This window comes from Clostridium sp. UBA4548, assembly GCF_002387895.1.
GTDB lineage: Bacteria > Bacillota > Clostridia > Clostridiales > Clostridiaceae > Clostridium_J.
In genome coordinates, this window is record NZ_DGLI01000047.1 from 17,074 (window position 1) to 32,652 (window position 15,579).

Annotated in this window: 17 protein-coding genes and 1 riboswitch; of the genes, 11 read left to right on the forward strand and 6 right to left on the reverse strand. The window is 31.0% G+C overall.

Annotated features, from left to right (window positions below; all coding sequences use genetic code 11):
- The first annotated feature begins 11 nt into the window (after window positions 1–11).
- Window positions 12–446, forward strand: a complete 435-nt coding sequence (locus B3040_RS17340) for a GNAT family N-acetyltransferase (protein WP_291576106.1) — start codon at window positions 12–14, stop codon at window positions 444–446.
- Between the two features lie 122 nt (window positions 447–568).
- Here B3040_RS17340 and hemL read toward each other — a convergent pair whose 3' ends face one another.
- Window positions 569–1,852 carry a glutamate-1-semialdehyde 2,1-aminomutase gene (gene hemL / locus B3040_RS17345; RefSeq protein WP_291576108.1) on the reverse strand — a complete coding sequence of 428 codons (1,284 nt, stop codon included), beginning with the start codon at window positions 1,850–1,852 and terminating at the stop codon, window positions 569–571.
- Between the two features lie 36 nt (window positions 1,853–1,888).
- Complete coding sequence (gene hemA, locus B3040_RS17350) at window positions 1,889–3,124, reverse strand: glutamyl-tRNA reductase (RefSeq protein WP_291576110.1); 1,236 nt, start codon at window positions 3,122–3,124, stop codon at window positions 1,889–1,891.
- Window positions 3,125–3,511: 387 nt separating this feature from the next.
- A riboswitch (cobalamin riboswitch) is annotated at window positions 3,512–3,680 on the reverse strand.
- A 406-nt stretch (window positions 3,681–4,086) separates the two neighbouring features.
- On the opposite strand from hemA, the gene B3040_RS17355 reads away from it, so the two are divergent.
- Together B3040_RS17355 and B3040_RS17360 are read left to right on the forward strand one after the other, a co-directional pair.
- Complete coding sequence (locus B3040_RS17355; protein WP_291576112.1) at window positions 4,087–4,845, forward strand: acyl-CoA dehydratase activase; 759 nt, start codon at window positions 4,087–4,089, stop codon at window positions 4,843–4,845.
- 149 nt (window positions 4,846–4,994) lie between these two features.
- Entirely contained in the window at window positions 4,995–6,140 is a 1,146-nt protein-coding gene (locus tag B3040_RS17360) for a double-cubane-cluster-containing anaerobic reductase (protein ID WP_291576114.1), read from the forward strand.
- 150 nt (window positions 6,141–6,290) lie between these two features.
- On the opposite strand, the gene B3040_RS17365 is transcribed toward B3040_RS17360, so the two are convergent.
- A complete protein-coding gene (locus B3040_RS17365; protein WP_291576116.1) occupies window positions 6,291–7,928 on the reverse strand; it encodes a hypothetical protein in 1,638 nt (545 codons plus the stop codon).
- A 131-nt stretch (window positions 7,929–8,059) separates the two neighbouring features.
- On the opposite strand from B3040_RS17365, the gene B3040_RS17370 reads away from it, so the two are divergent.
- Complete coding sequence (locus B3040_RS17370; protein ID WP_291576118.1) at window positions 8,060–8,257, forward strand: hypothetical protein; 198 nt, start codon at window positions 8,060–8,062, stop codon at window positions 8,255–8,257.
- A 51-nt stretch (window positions 8,258–8,308) separates the two neighbouring features.
- On the opposite strand, the gene B3040_RS17375 is transcribed toward B3040_RS17370, so the two are convergent.
- Window positions 8,309–8,458, reverse strand: coding sequence for a hypothetical protein (locus B3040_RS17375; RefSeq protein WP_017416951.1), 150 nt, complete (start codon window positions 8,456–8,458; stop codon window positions 8,309–8,311).
- A gap of 272 nt (window positions 8,459–8,730) precedes the next feature.
- Between B3040_RS17375 and B3040_RS17380 the strand changes: the two genes are divergently transcribed.
- From B3040_RS17380 to B3040_RS17405, 6 genes are all read left to right on the forward strand, one after another.
- A complete protein-coding gene (locus B3040_RS17380; RefSeq protein ID WP_017416952.1) occupies window positions 8,731–9,030 on the forward strand; it encodes an ATP-dependent Clp protease adaptor ClpS in 300 nt (99 codons plus the stop codon).
- Between the two features lie 3 nt (window positions 9,031–9,033).
- Window positions 9,034–11,322, forward strand: coding sequence for an ATP-dependent Clp protease ATP-binding subunit ClpA (clpA, locus tag B3040_RS17385; protein ID WP_291576122.1), 2,289 nt, complete (start codon window positions 9,034–9,036; stop codon window positions 11,320–11,322).
- Between the two features lie 219 nt (window positions 11,323–11,541).
- Entirely contained in the window at window positions 11,542–11,829 is a 288-nt protein-coding gene (gene rpsF, locus B3040_RS17390) for a 30S ribosomal protein S6 (protein WP_017416954.1), read from the forward strand.
- 15 nt (window positions 11,830–11,844) lie between these two features.
- Window positions 11,845–12,285, forward strand: a complete 441-nt coding sequence (locus B3040_RS17395; RefSeq protein ID WP_017416955.1) for a single-stranded DNA-binding protein — start codon at window positions 11,845–11,847, stop codon at window positions 12,283–12,285.
- Between the two features lie 23 nt (window positions 12,286–12,308).
- Window positions 12,309–12,554 carry a 30S ribosomal protein S18 gene (gene rpsR, locus B3040_RS17400; protein ID WP_017416956.1) on the forward strand — a complete coding sequence of 82 codons (246 nt, stop codon included), beginning with the start codon at window positions 12,309–12,311 and terminating at the stop codon, window positions 12,552–12,554.
- A gap of 236 nt (window positions 12,555–12,790) precedes the next feature.
- On the forward strand, window positions 12,791–13,201 hold the full coding sequence (locus B3040_RS17405; RefSeq protein WP_291576127.1) for a hypothetical protein: 411 nt from the start codon (window positions 12,791–12,793) through the stop codon (window positions 13,199–13,201).
- A 162-nt stretch (window positions 13,202–13,363) separates the two neighbouring features.
- Here the strand turns inward: B3040_RS17405 and B3040_RS17410 are convergent, their stop codons facing one another.
- Window positions 13,364–14,116 (reverse strand): exodeoxyribonuclease III, encoded by a 753-nt coding sequence (locus B3040_RS17410; RefSeq protein ID WP_291576129.1) that lies wholly within the window; start codon window positions 14,114–14,116, stop codon window positions 13,364–13,366.
- A 199-nt stretch (window positions 14,117–14,315) separates the two neighbouring features.
- Between B3040_RS17410 and B3040_RS17415 the strand changes: the two genes are divergently transcribed.
- Window positions 14,316–15,179 (forward strand): undecaprenyl-diphosphate phosphatase, encoded by an 864-nt coding sequence (locus B3040_RS17415; protein ID WP_291576131.1) that lies wholly within the window; start codon window positions 14,316–14,318, stop codon window positions 15,177–15,179.
- A gap of 66 nt (window positions 15,180–15,245) precedes the next feature.
- Here the strand turns inward: B3040_RS17415 and B3040_RS17420 are convergent, their stop codons facing one another.
- Window positions 15,246–15,467, reverse strand: a complete 222-nt coding sequence (locus B3040_RS17420; protein ID WP_291576133.1) for a hypothetical protein — start codon at window positions 15,465–15,467, stop codon at window positions 15,246–15,248.
- Window positions 15,468–15,579 lie beyond the last annotated feature (112 nt).

The window sequence follows — 15,579 nt, forward strand, 5'->3', positions numbered from 1 at the left end:
GGGAGATATTATTGAATAGCGATAGATTAGATTTAGTTTTAGATTGCAATGAAGAAGAAGCAACTTATATACATGAAAAGCTGATAGAACATAATATTAAGTTTATAACACATTTTGAGGAATTTAAATTTTGCTTAAAAGACCATGAAGGGAAAATTATTGGTGGAATTATAGCATCAAAGGATAATGAATGTATGACTATAGATTTTTTATGGGTTGATGAAGATAAAAGAGGAAAGGGCTTGGGAAGAATATTAGTAAATCATCTAGAAGCTGTTGCAGAAAGAAGAGGATGTGTGGTTATTTGGCTTAACACTTTTGAGTTTCAAGGTCCAGAATTTTATAAGAGAATGAACTATGAATTATTTGGAACTTTAGAAAAGTGTATTAATGGATACAGTCAATACTTTTTTAGGAAAGCACTAAAGCCTTCTAGTAGGAGGTAGATAAAAAAACACTATTTTGATAAGTTGGAAATGTAAATAAAAGCTATAGTAACTCAGCAATAATACTTTTGTATTGCTGGAATTCCTATAGCTTTTTATTTAGAACTTTAGATATTTAAGTTTTATAGTGAGAATTTAGAGCAAAAACCTTGAAAAGCCTCCAAAAATTTGTGGATATGCTCTTCAGTATGAGCTAAAGATAAAAATAAAGCCTCGAACTGGGATGGTGGCAGATTAAACCCACTTGCAAGCATATGCTTAAAGTATTTTTTAAACATGTCTACATTGCATTTTTGTGCGTCATCATAATTGCTAACCTCTGATAAATCTGTGAAGAAAATAGTTAACATAGCACCAACTCTATTAACCTTCACAGGAAGTTTATTACCCTCAGCAATTTTAATTATTCCATCCTCTAAAAGTTTTCCTAAATGGTTTAATTTATCATAGTTCTTAGAGTTCAGATGAAGTTTCTTAAGTGTTGCTATTCCAGCAGCCATTACTAGTGGATTACCAGACATTGTTCCAGCTTGATAAACTGGCCCCATTGGAGAGAGCATCTCCATTATCTCTTTTCTTCCACCATAAGCACCGCAAGGAAGCCCACCGCCAATAATTTTACCATAGGTTACAAGGTCAGGCTTGAATTTAAACAAGGTTTGTGCGCCTTTATAAGCAACTCTAAAGCCACACATTACTTCATCAAAAATTATTAAGGAATTATGTTTTACACAAAGACTGTGAAGTTTATCCATAAATTCATCCTTTGCTTTTATTACTCCCATATTTCCAGCTACTGGTTCGATGATTACACAAGCAATATCGTCACCATGAACTTTAAATATTTCTTCTATACTTTGGCAATCGTTGTACTGTGCAATGATTGTGTTTTTCACATGATCTTGAGGAATACCAGCACTTCCGGGGATGCCTTCTGTCATAACACCAGACCCAGCACTTACGAGAAAGCCTTCATAGTGTCCATGATAACATCCAGCAAATTTCACAATTTTATTTTTACCTGTATATCCTCTTGCTAACTTTACTGCACTCATAGTAGCTTCAGTCCCAGAATTCACCATTCGAATAAGATCAATGTCTGTAGTTGTACAAATTAATTTAGCAAGTTCCAATTCAAGTTTAGTAGGAGCACCAAAGGCTAGTGCTTTGGAAGCAGTTGAGGTAATAGCTTCTACTACATCTTTGTCACAATGCCCCAAAATCATTGGGCCCCATGCTCCAACAAAATCTATGTACTGATTTCCATCCTCATCAAATATTAGAGCTCCTGAACCACTTGAAATAACTGGAGGCGTAATCCCCATATTCTTATAAGCTCTTACTGGACTATTTACTCCTCCAGGAATATATTTTTTACTTTCTTCAAAAATCGAGTAGTTGTTCATTGTAATCCTCCTTGTAATAGTTAGTTATCTTTATGATTATTCACAGCTTCCAAAAATTTTTTCTATAATGGATAATGCGATTTCTTCGTTTCCTTTATAAGTTTCTTCCTTAAGTACCTCAATAGCCTTATTAATATAAGAGTTACTAGTGCTTTGCAAAAGAGTTTTTACCAAAGTACTGTTATCCTTAGTATTTTTTTTGTTTTCATAAACTTTATATCGCTTTTCTGATACTTGATTTCCAATTACTTTCAAACTAATTATTTTGCTGTTTATTTTCTTGAACTTTTGGTATTCATAGAATTTATTTAGATATTTATAAATAACAGTTCTATGGTTTTCCATAACTTCTTTTCGCAATGCTTTATTTTCCTCATCCATTAAATGTAAAACATCAATATTATATAAAGTTATAGCCTCTATGTTTTTTACACTTGCTTCCACATTTATAGGCAAGGATAAGTCAAAGATTAATAAATCTTTCTTTGGAAGATCTTTTTCCAAAACTACAGGAGTAGGTGATGCTGTGCAACAAATAATAGTATCTACTTCATCGTAATAATTTCTCATTAAATCTAAGGAAACTATTTTTATCTTTCCACTTTCTAAGTGCTCCATATTACTCTTAACAAAGTCAGTTTCTAAGGTTTTGGTTAAATTTCTTACAGCTATATAAATACTATCAACAGATTTTAAATTGGAAAGTAGATAGTTTAGACATAAACTAGCCATATTTCCAAAGCCAACAATTAAAAAATTCTTTTTATTTTCAGATAGAGCCTTTTTAACCGCTATAGATGAGTAGGATACTGGCATTTTATAGAGCATAGTAGTAGTTTTAAACTCTTTACCACAAGCAATAGCTAGTTGAAAAAGTTTCATTAGATCATCCTTAACTAATTGTAGTGAGCAACTATCTTCATAGGCTGATCTTATTTGACCTAAAATCTGGTCTTCTCCAAGAATTTTTGAGTGAAAACCACAACTAACTTCAAAAAGGTGTGAAGCAGCAGTTTTCCCATTACAATAAAAAATAAAAGATTTATATTCAGTTGGCCAATTTAGAGTAGTGAAAACTTTATTTAACAGGTTCTCTTCACTGAGTGAAGAATTTAAATATACTTCAGTTCTATTGCAGGTACTTATAATTACAACCTCTTCAGAAAACTCTCCTAAAAGTAATAATTTATCCTTCAAGCTGAAAGAATCTATAGAGAGAGCACTTCTTATGGATAAATCCACGTCTTTTCCAATTCCGATTAAATGAATCATATAAATTAACTCCTAAAATTATTATTTAAAATACAAGTTGCAGTACAAGGTGTGTACAGGTTCTCTAATTGTAAGCAATTTGATTTTAATGAGAATGCAAACTAAAAAAATATTTGGTTTATTAAATGCATTCTATACAGATGAAATTAATATCTTAAATAAGGTTTCTACATATGTTCCTAGATAATACCTGTTTTGATGGAATACTCTATTTACAATGCCTACTTTTAAGCTATTAATTTAATCACTGTGTTTATAATATAGTTCGCAAAATAGTTAATAAAATTTGCAAAAAATAAAAACTCACTTCTTAAAGTGAGTAAAAAGGCACAAATATATTCAACAGAAAAATAATAAAGTGTTTCCTGCCAGTTTTCTTCCCACCGAAGAGTTAGCAAATTTATGGCAGGTCTCCTGGCTTGCGAATCATCCTTATCTTACCTTCCCAAAATAAATTCAGTGGTCTAAGATTTGTCCTCGTTACAGTAGCGGGGGCTGCAGTGGAATTACCACTTTCCCTATTAAACAAATGTGTACCATAAACAACTATATTCAATTCAATTTATTTTAACACTAATTTTATTAAATTGGCAAGTGAATTTAATAAAACTAACAGAAAGCCAAGGGGCACACAATTGTTTTAAAAGCCTTAAGGAATAAATTTAATACAGAAAAGCACTTTTACTTATAATGTTAAAAAGCACTTGTGCCACAAAAAATAACCTTTTGTATTTTAGTATTACTTTTTCAAATACAAGTCTTAACACTTATATAAGTTTTTAATATTTATGGAAAAAATAATTTAAATTTGAAACAATGGAAAAAGAGTGTGTTTTATAAAAATTCTAATATGTTTACACAAATTAAAAAGCAGAAATAAAATATTATCTGTTATTTTTATGTCCAATAGATAAATAAAACCTAGTATTTACATAATAGAGTTGGCTATAGGAGGAATGACGATGTATTCTGTAGGAATTGATATAGGATCAACTAGCTGCAAGGTGGCAGTTTTTAAAAATGAAAGACTAACAGAAAAAATGCTTTGTCCTACAGGATGGAGTAGCTTAGAAACAGCCAAAGGAATTTTAGAAAGTTTGAAAAAACTTGGGGTTAATGAGACCAATAGCAAAATTGTAGCCACAGGCTATGGAAGAGTTTCCGTTCCTTATGCTAATAAATCTGTTACGGAAATTACCTGTCATGGAAAGGGTGCTGCCTATATCTTCAAAGCTGGAGGCACAATCATAGATGTTGGAGGACAAGATACAAAAGTAATATCAATAGAGGAAGGTATGGTTAAGGACTTTATCATGAATGATAAGTGCTCTGCTGGTACTGGAAAATTTATTGAGGTTATGGCTAATAGAATGGGTGTAACTATAGAGGAACTATCAGATTTAGCTAAAAATGGGGGAGATGTGACTATAAGCTCCATGTGCACAGTATTTGCAGAGTCAGAAGTTATAAGTTTAATAGGACAAGGAGTGCCTAGAGAAAATATTGCCTATGCTGTATTAAACTCAGTATGTAGTAAAGTAGTTTCCTTATGCCAAAGGCACAGCAAAGATAAGAAATACTTTTTAACTGGTGGATTATGTGAAAATCAAGTTATTTTAGAATTTTTAAGTGAAAAACTTAATGCTGAGGTTATCTCCTCTCCACTAGGAAGATATGCTGGTGCTATAGGAGCAGCTTTAATTGCAAGTAATATAAAATAGAAATTTCAGTTTTGTATTTAATAAATATGATAATTTATTTTTAAGGTAATAGTAGTGTGCTAATCTTTCTTTAAATTTTAAGTAGTACGCTAGATTAACAATATATTTCTAAACATAGTTTAAATTATATTAGATGGGGTGGATTAATAATGAATATGCCAAAAAATTTTGAAACCTTTGCAGAAGCAAGAAGAAATGGTTTTATTAAAGTGAAAAATGCTAAGGATGAAGGAAAGAAAATAGTAGGAACCTTTTGTACTTTCACACCATGGGAAGTAATTTATGCAGCTGGAGCAATTCCAATATCTGTTTGCGGAATGAGTGATGAAACTACAGAAGAGGCAGAACAACATCTTCCTAAAAATCTATGTCCTTTAATTAAATCTTCTTATGGCTTTGCAATCACAGATAAATGTCCATATATTTATTTTTCAGACATGCTAGTAGGGGAAACTACTTGCGATGGAAAGAAAAAAATGTACGAACTTTTAGGACAAAAAAAGAATATGCATGTGATGCAACTTCCTCAAAATTCACAGGACAAAACTTCTTTAGAATTATGGAAAGCTGAAATTATAAAGCTTAAAGAAAGATTAGAAAAAGATTTTGCTGTGGAAATAACAGATGAGAAAATTAAGGAAGCAATAAGAATTAGAAATAATGAGAGAGAATTATTAAAAGAATTTTATTCTTTATCTAAGTTAAATCCACCTGCACTTTGGGGTTATGATTTACACAAAGTTATAGATGGATCAAACTTTAGTATGGATAAGAAGCTTCAAGCTGAGCAATTCACAGAAATGATTAAAGATCTTAAAGAAAAATATGCAAGAGGAGAAAGTCCAGTAAATAAAGATGCTAAGAGAATATTAATTACTGGATGTCCAAGTGGTGGGGTTTTAGATAAAGTAATTAAAACCATTGAAGAAAGTGGTGGAGTAGTTGTTTGTTTAGAAAACTGTACTGGAATAAAAGAAAACCATAAACTTGTTAGAGAAGATATTGATCCAATCGATGCTCTTGCAGAAAAATATTTGAGTGTTCCATGCTCAGTTATGTCGCCAAATACTGGAAGATTAGACTTCTTAGACCAATTAATTGACGAATACAGTGTAGATGGAGTAGTTGATATAACCCTACAAGCTTGTCATACTTATGCAGTAGAAAGCTTTAGTGTAAAAGAATTTGTAAACAAAGAAAAGGGAAAACCTTATTTAAATATAGAAACAAACTATTCACCATCTGATGTAGGACAAATTAAAACAAGAATTGAAGCATTTATAGAAATGATGTAGTTTAGCAAGTTTCATAATTGTGAGATTTGTATTGAATATTAATCAATACATTATTAGATACATCAATATGGATACTTACATTTAAAGATTTATAATATGAATCATATAAAAACTTCAAATCCAAAATAAGACTCGCTGAGAAAGCGGGTCTTATTTTTTTAACTGTTTTAGAACCTCATTAAAATATTCATCTTTACTACCGTATCTATCCTTAAACGCTAAACCCCAGTTGACACCTTTTCCATTTTTTAAATCATCTAAAATAGGTTTTATATCTTTGGTAATTAAAACTTGGGGCATAACAACTTTATTACCAATAAAATCACCATTGATATCAACTCTTTTGACACTACTAGTTTGTATTGTTAAGTTGGAGTTTGGAAGGGTAAAAGATATCATAGAGTCGTAGTTTAAGTCCCTTGAGTAAAGTTTAACATTGGAAATAACAGTAGCTAGACTATTTTCAGTAACTTCACTAAGTAATTCGGTAATTTTATCCGAGTATACTGAGCCATCATGAAGTGCAAAAACTTTCCCATTATACTTATTCTCACCATTAATTTTCAAGATTTGCTCTTTAAAAATATAGTACTTAGATAAAGGATAAGCTTTTTCTAAGCTATCAATAGGAGCGGTGATTTCTTTAATAAAAGGGTTTGATTTGTTTCTAAGGGTTTCAATATACTTATCATTTACTTTTCCTTTTCTAAAAACTTTATAGTTATAATGCTCTATATCCTTTGGTAATATATAATCTAAAATTTCAATTGAAAAATCTAAATCAGTGCCACCACGAAAATCTAAAACTAAAGTGTCGCTAGAATTAATGAGAGAAAAAAGATCTTCTTTATTTTTTTTGTTGTTTCTATAGTTTTTATTAATATCTACATATGCAGATAGGTTTAATGTAACAAGTTTACCATCTTCAAAGCTATTAACAAGTTTTATCTTTTCTAACTCTTTTTCATCTACTATTTCATTATAGCTATTAGAATTTCTTAAAGAGCTAAAGCCATCTTCTAAAAAAGGCTTTTTATCATCAAAAGGAAGCATATCAACTACCTTTTCTTCATTAGAAGCATTTAGCAATGTAACTTTAATATTTGATTCCTTATTTTTAATAGAGGTTAGATTGTAGTGAGAAACATATTTTTCATAAGTAGGGTCATAGGCTTTAAGAAACTTGTGAGAAGGCATCTTTTCTACATACTTATCTATGGGTATTCCCTCAGCTTTAATTAATTTATCCCCAACATGTACTTCTGGATTTTGGGTAGCACTTACATAATATTCACCGTTAATATAAAGAAAATTTATATTAGTAGGGGATATGATCTTTTTCCAATAGTTCTCATTAATAGGTTTCCACTTTTCTATAGTTGCTAAGGATGTGGTTTTCTTATAATTTATATCCTTATCCATATAAGTAAAGCTATTACCTAAGCTATCTAAGTTATAAGATAGTTGAGTATTTCCATAAGAAAACTTTAGTAATAGGTTTGATATACTTTCATAAAAAGCTTCATCTGAAGGGGTTTTACTTATAGAATTTATAATTTTAGTTTTATTAGAAAGAATATCTTGGCCAGTTTCTTTTTTTACTTCCTCAAAATATGGATAGGTATTCTCTAAGAACTCTATCAAATATTTAGCATCTCTCTTCTTATCCTCATAAGAAAGTCCTTCTTTAGGAGAAAACTTAAAATCTCCAAAAGATAAAACTCCTAGGAGTAGCATTACCCCAAACATGCTACATAATATGATTAACTTAAGTTTATTATTATTCATATATATTAGCCCCCTCATAATATGATATGATTACATTATATTACATAAATAACTATTTATAAATAATATATATATAAACTACCAAAAACAAGTGGTTAATATTCTTGTTGCTAGTCTTTGGAACTACCCCTGTGAATTTAAAAGATAAAACTTCAAGGACTAAAGTTACAATATTTAATAAGAAAGGTCTAGAGAAAGAAGTAGATATAGGAGCATATGATGAAACAAAGCCGTGGGTCAATATTAAAAATGGTATAGAAGACACTATTTATGATGAGAAAGAGGGGAAGGAAACCTTAAACACCTTTGAAGAAATTATTAAAGCGTAATAAGTATTAAGCTATAAGGCATCTAATTAGGTAGATGCCTTATATTTGTTCTTATTTAAATTCTGTACGAGTTGATGGTTCATCTTTGCCATAAGGGCTGTGTGCATTGGCTTTGTTAAGCATAGAACGGCTATAACCATCACTTGTTGGGTCTGGTTTAGCTAATTTCTTTTTTCGTTCATTACAACTGGATTTTGTCATTTTTAATTGCCCCCTTTTATAGATATTATAATTACTTGAAATTATATTGTTGAATTAGCTGATAAAGTGTTGCATTTTGTCTATATAAGCTTTTATGATATTTTTAAATAGTTAATAAAAAGTTTATTTTAGAACCTAGATTTAAAAGTTTTGCTATAATTAATTTCAATGTAATCATAAGAATAGTTTTTACTGTAGAATGTAAAAGCATACTGGTAAGTAATAGGGTAGAATTGATATAATATGTTAAATAGGTTTTAGGAGGGAATTTTGTGGAGAGTAATATAGATATTAAAGAAAAAAATAAAATTAAAATAAAGAAGCCTAAACTATATAAGGTAGTAATGCATAACGATGATTTCACTACTATGGAATTTGTGGTGGACGTATTAGTTAATATTTTTAATAGAAAAATTGAAGAAGCAAATAAAATAATGATAGATGTCCACAAAAAAGGAAATGGAATAGCTGGAATTTATCCTTATGACATTGCGGTGTCTAAGGCATCTACAGCTATGACTATTGCAAAGGAACAGGGATTTCCTTTTAAGCTTTCTGTGGAAGAGGAGTAAGATATGAAATTAAAAAAGCTAGTAAATGACATAATATTAGATGCTTATGATATGGCAAAGGCCAGTGGAGATGAATTCTTAACACCGGAGCATGCTTTATACAAGGCTCTAGACTATGAAGAGTTTGCACAGGTACTGGAGAACTGTGGCTGTAGTATAGAGGAGCTTAAAGAAAATCTTAAATGGTATATTGATGAATATATATCAAAAGGTGATGGCGTAGAACCGCAACAAAGTTTTGCTATGCAGCAGGTAATAATAAGAGCTGCAAATCAAGCTATGGCAAGTGGTCATGAATATATCAGTATAGAACATATCATGGCTGCAATTTATGATTTGGAAGAAAGTTACGCAGCTTATTATTTAAAAGAGCAAGGACTTGAAAAAAGCACCTTATTATTTAATCTATGTCACGAAAGTAGTGAAGAACTAGTAGATTTGAGTGAAGAGGAAAGTAATGATGACAACTTCTGGGAAGAAGAGCGTTATCTAGAGGAAGAGGATTTTGAAGAAAGCTATGAACAGGAAAATAGAAGAAAGTTAAAAAATGCATCTTTTATAGAAAAATATACTTTAAACTTAACAGACCTTGCAAGAGAAAAAGAAGATGAGCCTCTTATAGGAAGAAAGGATATCTTAGATAGGACAATTCAGATTCTTTGCAGAAAAACAAAAAATAATCCTATTCATGTTGGGGAACCAGGAGTTGGGAAAACTGCTATAATTTTAGGGCTTGCAAAGCTTATTAATGAAGGTAAAGTGCCAAGCAAGCTTCAAGGGGCAGAAGTTTTTTCTTTAGATATAGGTTCAATGTTAGCGGGCACAAAGTATAGAGGAGATTTTGAAGAAAGAATAAAGAAGGTTTTACACCAGATTAAAAATCATGAAAACCCAATAGTATATATTGATGAGATACATAATATAGTAGGTGCTGGATCTCTTGGCAATGGCTCTTTAGATGCTTCAAACCTATTAAAGCCTTACTTGCTAGAAGGAAGGATTAAATTTATAGGGGCTACAACTTTTGATGAATATAAAAAGTATTTTGAAAAAGACAAGGCCTTAATAAGAAGATTCCAAACCATACAAGTAAATGAGCCTACAGTGGAGGAAACAATTGAAATTTTAAAGGGGCTTAAGGAACATTATGAGGTCTATCACGGAGTGAAATTCACAGAGGAGGGGATTAAAGCTGCAGTAAATTTAAGTCATAAGTATATAAATGATAGATTTCTACCAGATAAGGCTCTGGACATTATAGATGAAGCTGGAGCTTTAATAGCTATGGAAAGGAAAGAGGAAACTCCAATTATAGATGAATTTATAATAGAAAAAACCATAGCTAAAGTATGCAATATTCCACAGGAAACAGTAGAAGGAAATGAAATAGAAGCTCTTAAGAATATGGAAAGTGAATTAAAGAAAAGTATATTTGGTCAAGATAGGGCAATTGAGCAGGCAGTAAGATGCATAAAAATGTCTAGGGCAGGGCTAAAGGATGAAAACAAGCCCGTTGCTTCTATGTTATTTGTAGGTCCTACTGGAGTAGGAAAAACAGAAATTGCAAGAACTTTAGCTAAAAACCTAGGAATTGATTTAGTGAGATTTGATATGAGTGAGTACATGGAAAAACATGCAGCATCTAAACTAATAGGTTCTCCACCAGGGTATGTAGGTTATGAAGAAGGAGGACTTCTTACTGATACCATAAGAAAAAAACCTAACTGTGTGCTTCTTCTTGATGAAGTTGAAAAGGCTCATGGTGATATACTTAATGTACTTTTACAAGTTATGGATTATGCAACTCTTACGGATAATCAAGGTAGGAAGGCAGACTTCAGAAATGTTATCATAATAATGACTTCTAATGCAGGAGCGAAGAACATTGGTAAGAGTGTTATAGGCTTTGGAGATAGAGAAATTAAGGGCGAAGCTATAATGGAAGAAGTTAATAAGGTGTTTTCTCCTGAATTTAGAAATAGATTTGATAAAGTAGTAGTATTTAATCATATAGATGAAACCATGGCAATTAATATAACAATAAAAGAATTAGAGAATTTTAAACAGTTGTTATTGAAAAAGAATGTAAATGTAGAGTTTCATCAGGAAGTAGTTCAGAATATAGCACAAAAAGGGAATTCAAAAGAGTTCGGTGCTAGGGAAATTATAAGAGTAATAAATTCTGAGTTAAAGTCTATTTTAGTTGATGAAATATTATTTGGAAGTCTAAGTAGGGGTGGTAGCTGTAGAATAAACATGAATGATGGTAAATTCCAATTGTGCAACTCATAGGTTTGTAAGATGAAAATCCCTTTTATTCAAAGCTGAAACTTTAGATACTAGAATTGGAGGAGATAGAAGTTAAATTTTAAGATTAACCTAAAAAACTTATGAATTATGTAAAAAATAAAAAAAATGCTTGATTTTATCTTAAATAAGTGATAGAGTATATAAATGGAATCCCTGCTGTGTAATGCACAGCCGTTAGTCCAAGGGGAGGAGGTGAAACTAATGAGAGCATATGAAACTATTTTCATATTACACCCATCATTAGACGAGGAGGCTGTTAAAGCTAACATCGAAAAATTTAAAGGTGTAATAGAGAATAATGGAGGAGAAATCGAAAGCGTTGACCTATGGGGCAGAAGAAAATTAGCCTATGAAATAGCTAAAGTTAACGAAGGTTTCTACACATTAATCAACTTCAAAGCTAATGCTGAATTACCTAAAGAGTTAGACAGAGTATTCAGAATTACTGACAGTGTTATAAGACATATCATAATTAATCCAGAAAACTAGTAGGTAGGTGGAAACATGAATAAAGTTGTTTTAATTGGAAGATTAACCAAGGATCCTGAGTTGAAATTTACACCAGGTACAGGAACAGCTGTAACCACTTTTACACTTGCTGTTAATAGAAGATTTAAGAAAGAGGGGCAGCCTGAAGCTGACTTCATTCCTGTAGTTGTATGGGGAAAGCAAGCTGAAAGCACTGCAAATTACATGAGCAAAGGTAAACAGCTTAGTGTAAGTGGCAGAATTGAAACTCGTTCTTATGATGCTAAAGATGGTACGAAAAGATATGTTACTGAAGTAGTTGCTGATGAAGTACACTTCCTTGAGTGGGGTGGAAATAAAACATCAGGAAATGATACGAATTCTAACGGTTATGGATCGCCATCGATACCAGATGATTATTTTGGAGGAAACTCTGACATAACTCCTATGGATGATGGAGAGGACATACCATTCTAAAAATAGGTAAGGAGGAGAAAACTATGGCTTTTGATAGAAATAGAGGCGGTAACAGAAGAAGACCAAAAAGAAAAGTTTGTTCATTCTGTATCGATAAAGCTACTGCAATAGACTACAAAGATATTTTTAAATTAAAAAAATATGTTACAGAAAAGGGTAAAATATTGCCAAGAAGAATTTCTGGAACTTGTGCTAAGCATCAAAGAATGCTTACTGTAGCTATTAAGAGAGCTAGAAACATAGCATTACTACCATTCACAACAGAATAGGTAATATACAAAGCAGAGTAATTTTACTCTGCTTTTATTTTTTCATATAAAGTTAGAACATATATTGTTATATTTTAATTGAGATTCTTATATATCATAAGAAACCTTTTTATATAACCAACAAAGAATAGATTTATTGTAAAATTAGTTTCAGAACTTAGAATGCAGTTGAAATTAATATATTTTATTAATTTGTGCTATAATTTATAATAAATCTTAAATTAGGAGTGGAGTTTATGTACATAGCATTAGGAAATACAGTTGTTGATAGCAAAGAAATAAAGGAGATTATTGAATCAAATACAGATTTTAAAGTAGTGAAGGATATGAGCAAAGGAACTAAAAGAGAAGATGTTTTGGCCTTTAATCTAAGTGTTGATGTATCTGTTTTAAAAGAAATAATAGAAGAAGACTATAATTTAGAAGAAATAGAAGAAGATGAATTATTCGAAGAGTATTTAAGTCTTGCAGAAGAGATGGTAATTGATATAGAAGAATTTATACCTGAAGAAGCTATGCTCCAATCTAAAGCTTACAAGTGGGATGCGGATGATACAATAAAATTAGTTGTAGCTGTGGCAGATGAAGAGTTTGGGGAGTTAAAGCTAAAGGATATAATGAAAAGATTATTGACTCAAGTAGAATAGCAAAGACAAATTGTGAAAATATATTTGTAAATTAACCTAGTTAACTAGGTTAATCATATGTAAGGGCTTTAATAAATTTATTGTAGCCGTATGAATAGAAGAAAGAAAAGAGAAGTGAATTACAGAAGTTGAAAGCATATTCAACTTCTGTAAGAATTTTGGTTACTTTAATATAAGTTCCACAGGACAGTGGTCAGAGCCTAAAACATCTGAGTGTATGGTAGCACTAACTAAGTTATCCTTAAGTTTTTCTGAAACACAAAAGTAATCTATACGCCATCCTGCGTTGTTAGCCCTAGCATTAAATCTGTAGGACCACCAACTATAGGCTCCTTCTTTATCAGGGTAGAAATACCTAAAGGTGTCTATGAAGCCATTAGCTAAAAATTCGGTGAATTTTTCTCTCTCTTCATCGCTAAAGCCTGCATTTTTTCTGTTGCTTTTAGGATTTTTTAGGTCAATTTCCTCATGAGCTACGTTTAAGTCTCCACACATAACCACTGGCTTAACTTCATCTAATTTTTTTAGGTATTCCCTAAAATCATTTTCCCATTTCATTCTATAATCCAATCTCGCTAATTTTTCTTGAGAGTTTGGAGTGTAAACAGTCACCATATAGAAATCATTGAATTCTAAAGTTATAACTCTACCCTCTTTATCATGTTCTTCTATGTTGATTCCAAAGTTCACACTTAATGGCTGAACTTTTGTAAATATAGCTGTGCCGGAATACCCTTTTTTTTCTGCATAATTCCAATATTGATGATATCCTTCAAGGTCAAGATTGATTTGTCCTTCTTGCAATTTGCTCTCTTGAATACAAAATATATCTGCATCTACATCTTTAAAAAAATCTAAAAAGCCCTTTTGAACACAAGCTCTTAAACCATTTACATTCCATGATATTAATTTCATCGTAAGTCCTCCTTTGCTTGAGATAAATCTATAGTAATTCCTTAAAAACTATTATACTTGAAAATAGAAAAATTTACTATTGATAATGTTGTAAGATTTACAAAGTAAATAATAGTAATTGCAATATAATATAATGAATATATTTTAGAGAAGATCTATTAGTTATGGGAGTAGAATAAAAGTTAGAGGGGGATAATTTTTGGAAAACATAATTTTTATATTAAAATCAGTGCTTTTAGGAATTGTTGAAGGTATAACAGAATTTTTGCCAATATCATCAACAGGACATTTAGTAATATTTCAAAATTTAATAGGTTTTAAAGGGATAACCAATAAGTATCTTGAGATGTATACCTATGTTATACAACTAGGTGCCATTTTAGCGGTAATTGTACTATATTGGGGGAAAATAAAAGAAACACTTATAAATTTTTTTCCTCAAAAGGTTGGTTATGAAAAATCGGGTTTTAGATTTTGGTTTATGATATTTATAGCTTGTGTACCTGGTGGTATATTTGGGATAATGTTAAATGATTTAGCTGATAAATATTTGTTTTCTCCTGTACCAGTAGCTGTTGCGTTATTTCTAGGAGCTGTATGGATGATATATGCTGAAGGCAAGTTTAGAAATAAAAACTTAGGAAAAGCAAGAAGTACTTTTGAAAGAGATGGGATAATTACAACAAAGCAAGCTATTGTGGTTGGGTTGTTTCAATGTTTGGCTATCATACCTGGTATGTCTCGTTCAGCATCAACTATTATTGGTGGGTGGATTTCGGGGCTTTCTACAGTAGCAGCTGCGGAATTCTCTTTCTTTTTGGCGATACCAGTAATGATTGGGATGAGTATCTTAAAAATTATTAAAATTGGTGGTTTTTTTTCTCTTACTTCTTTAGAGTTACTTTCTCTAGGAGTTGGATTTATAGTATCTTTTTTAGTAGCATTAATTGTTATTGATATGTTTATTTCGTACCTACAAAGAAAGCCAATGAAAAAATTTGCAGTATATAGAATGATATTTGCTGTGGTAGTTTTAATAACAGGGTTTTTAGGAGTGTTTTAAGGGAGTATATTTATAAAATAAAGAAGCATACAAGAGGTTGTAATGCTTCTTTTGTAGATAATTGAACTATAACTTTTTATAAAGGATATGACTTCCTGTATCTTTGCGTATTTCTACATTGTTATAAATTCCTTGTTCAACTTCAGTTTTAAAAACTTTTCCATCTTCAGTGTGATCATCAGTAGGGAAGTTTTCCTTAACTACATCCTTATATTCAAATGGACATCCAGATGGAACCTTACTTAGTTTTTCTTTATCAATGTGGCTTCTATGATTCACTTTAATCATCCTTTCTATATATATTTCTTAAGTTATTATTTCCAAGGTGAAAAAAGTTATTTATAACATAAGCAACCATATTATTTTATAATGATAATTATGGTATTCTATTTCTAAAGTT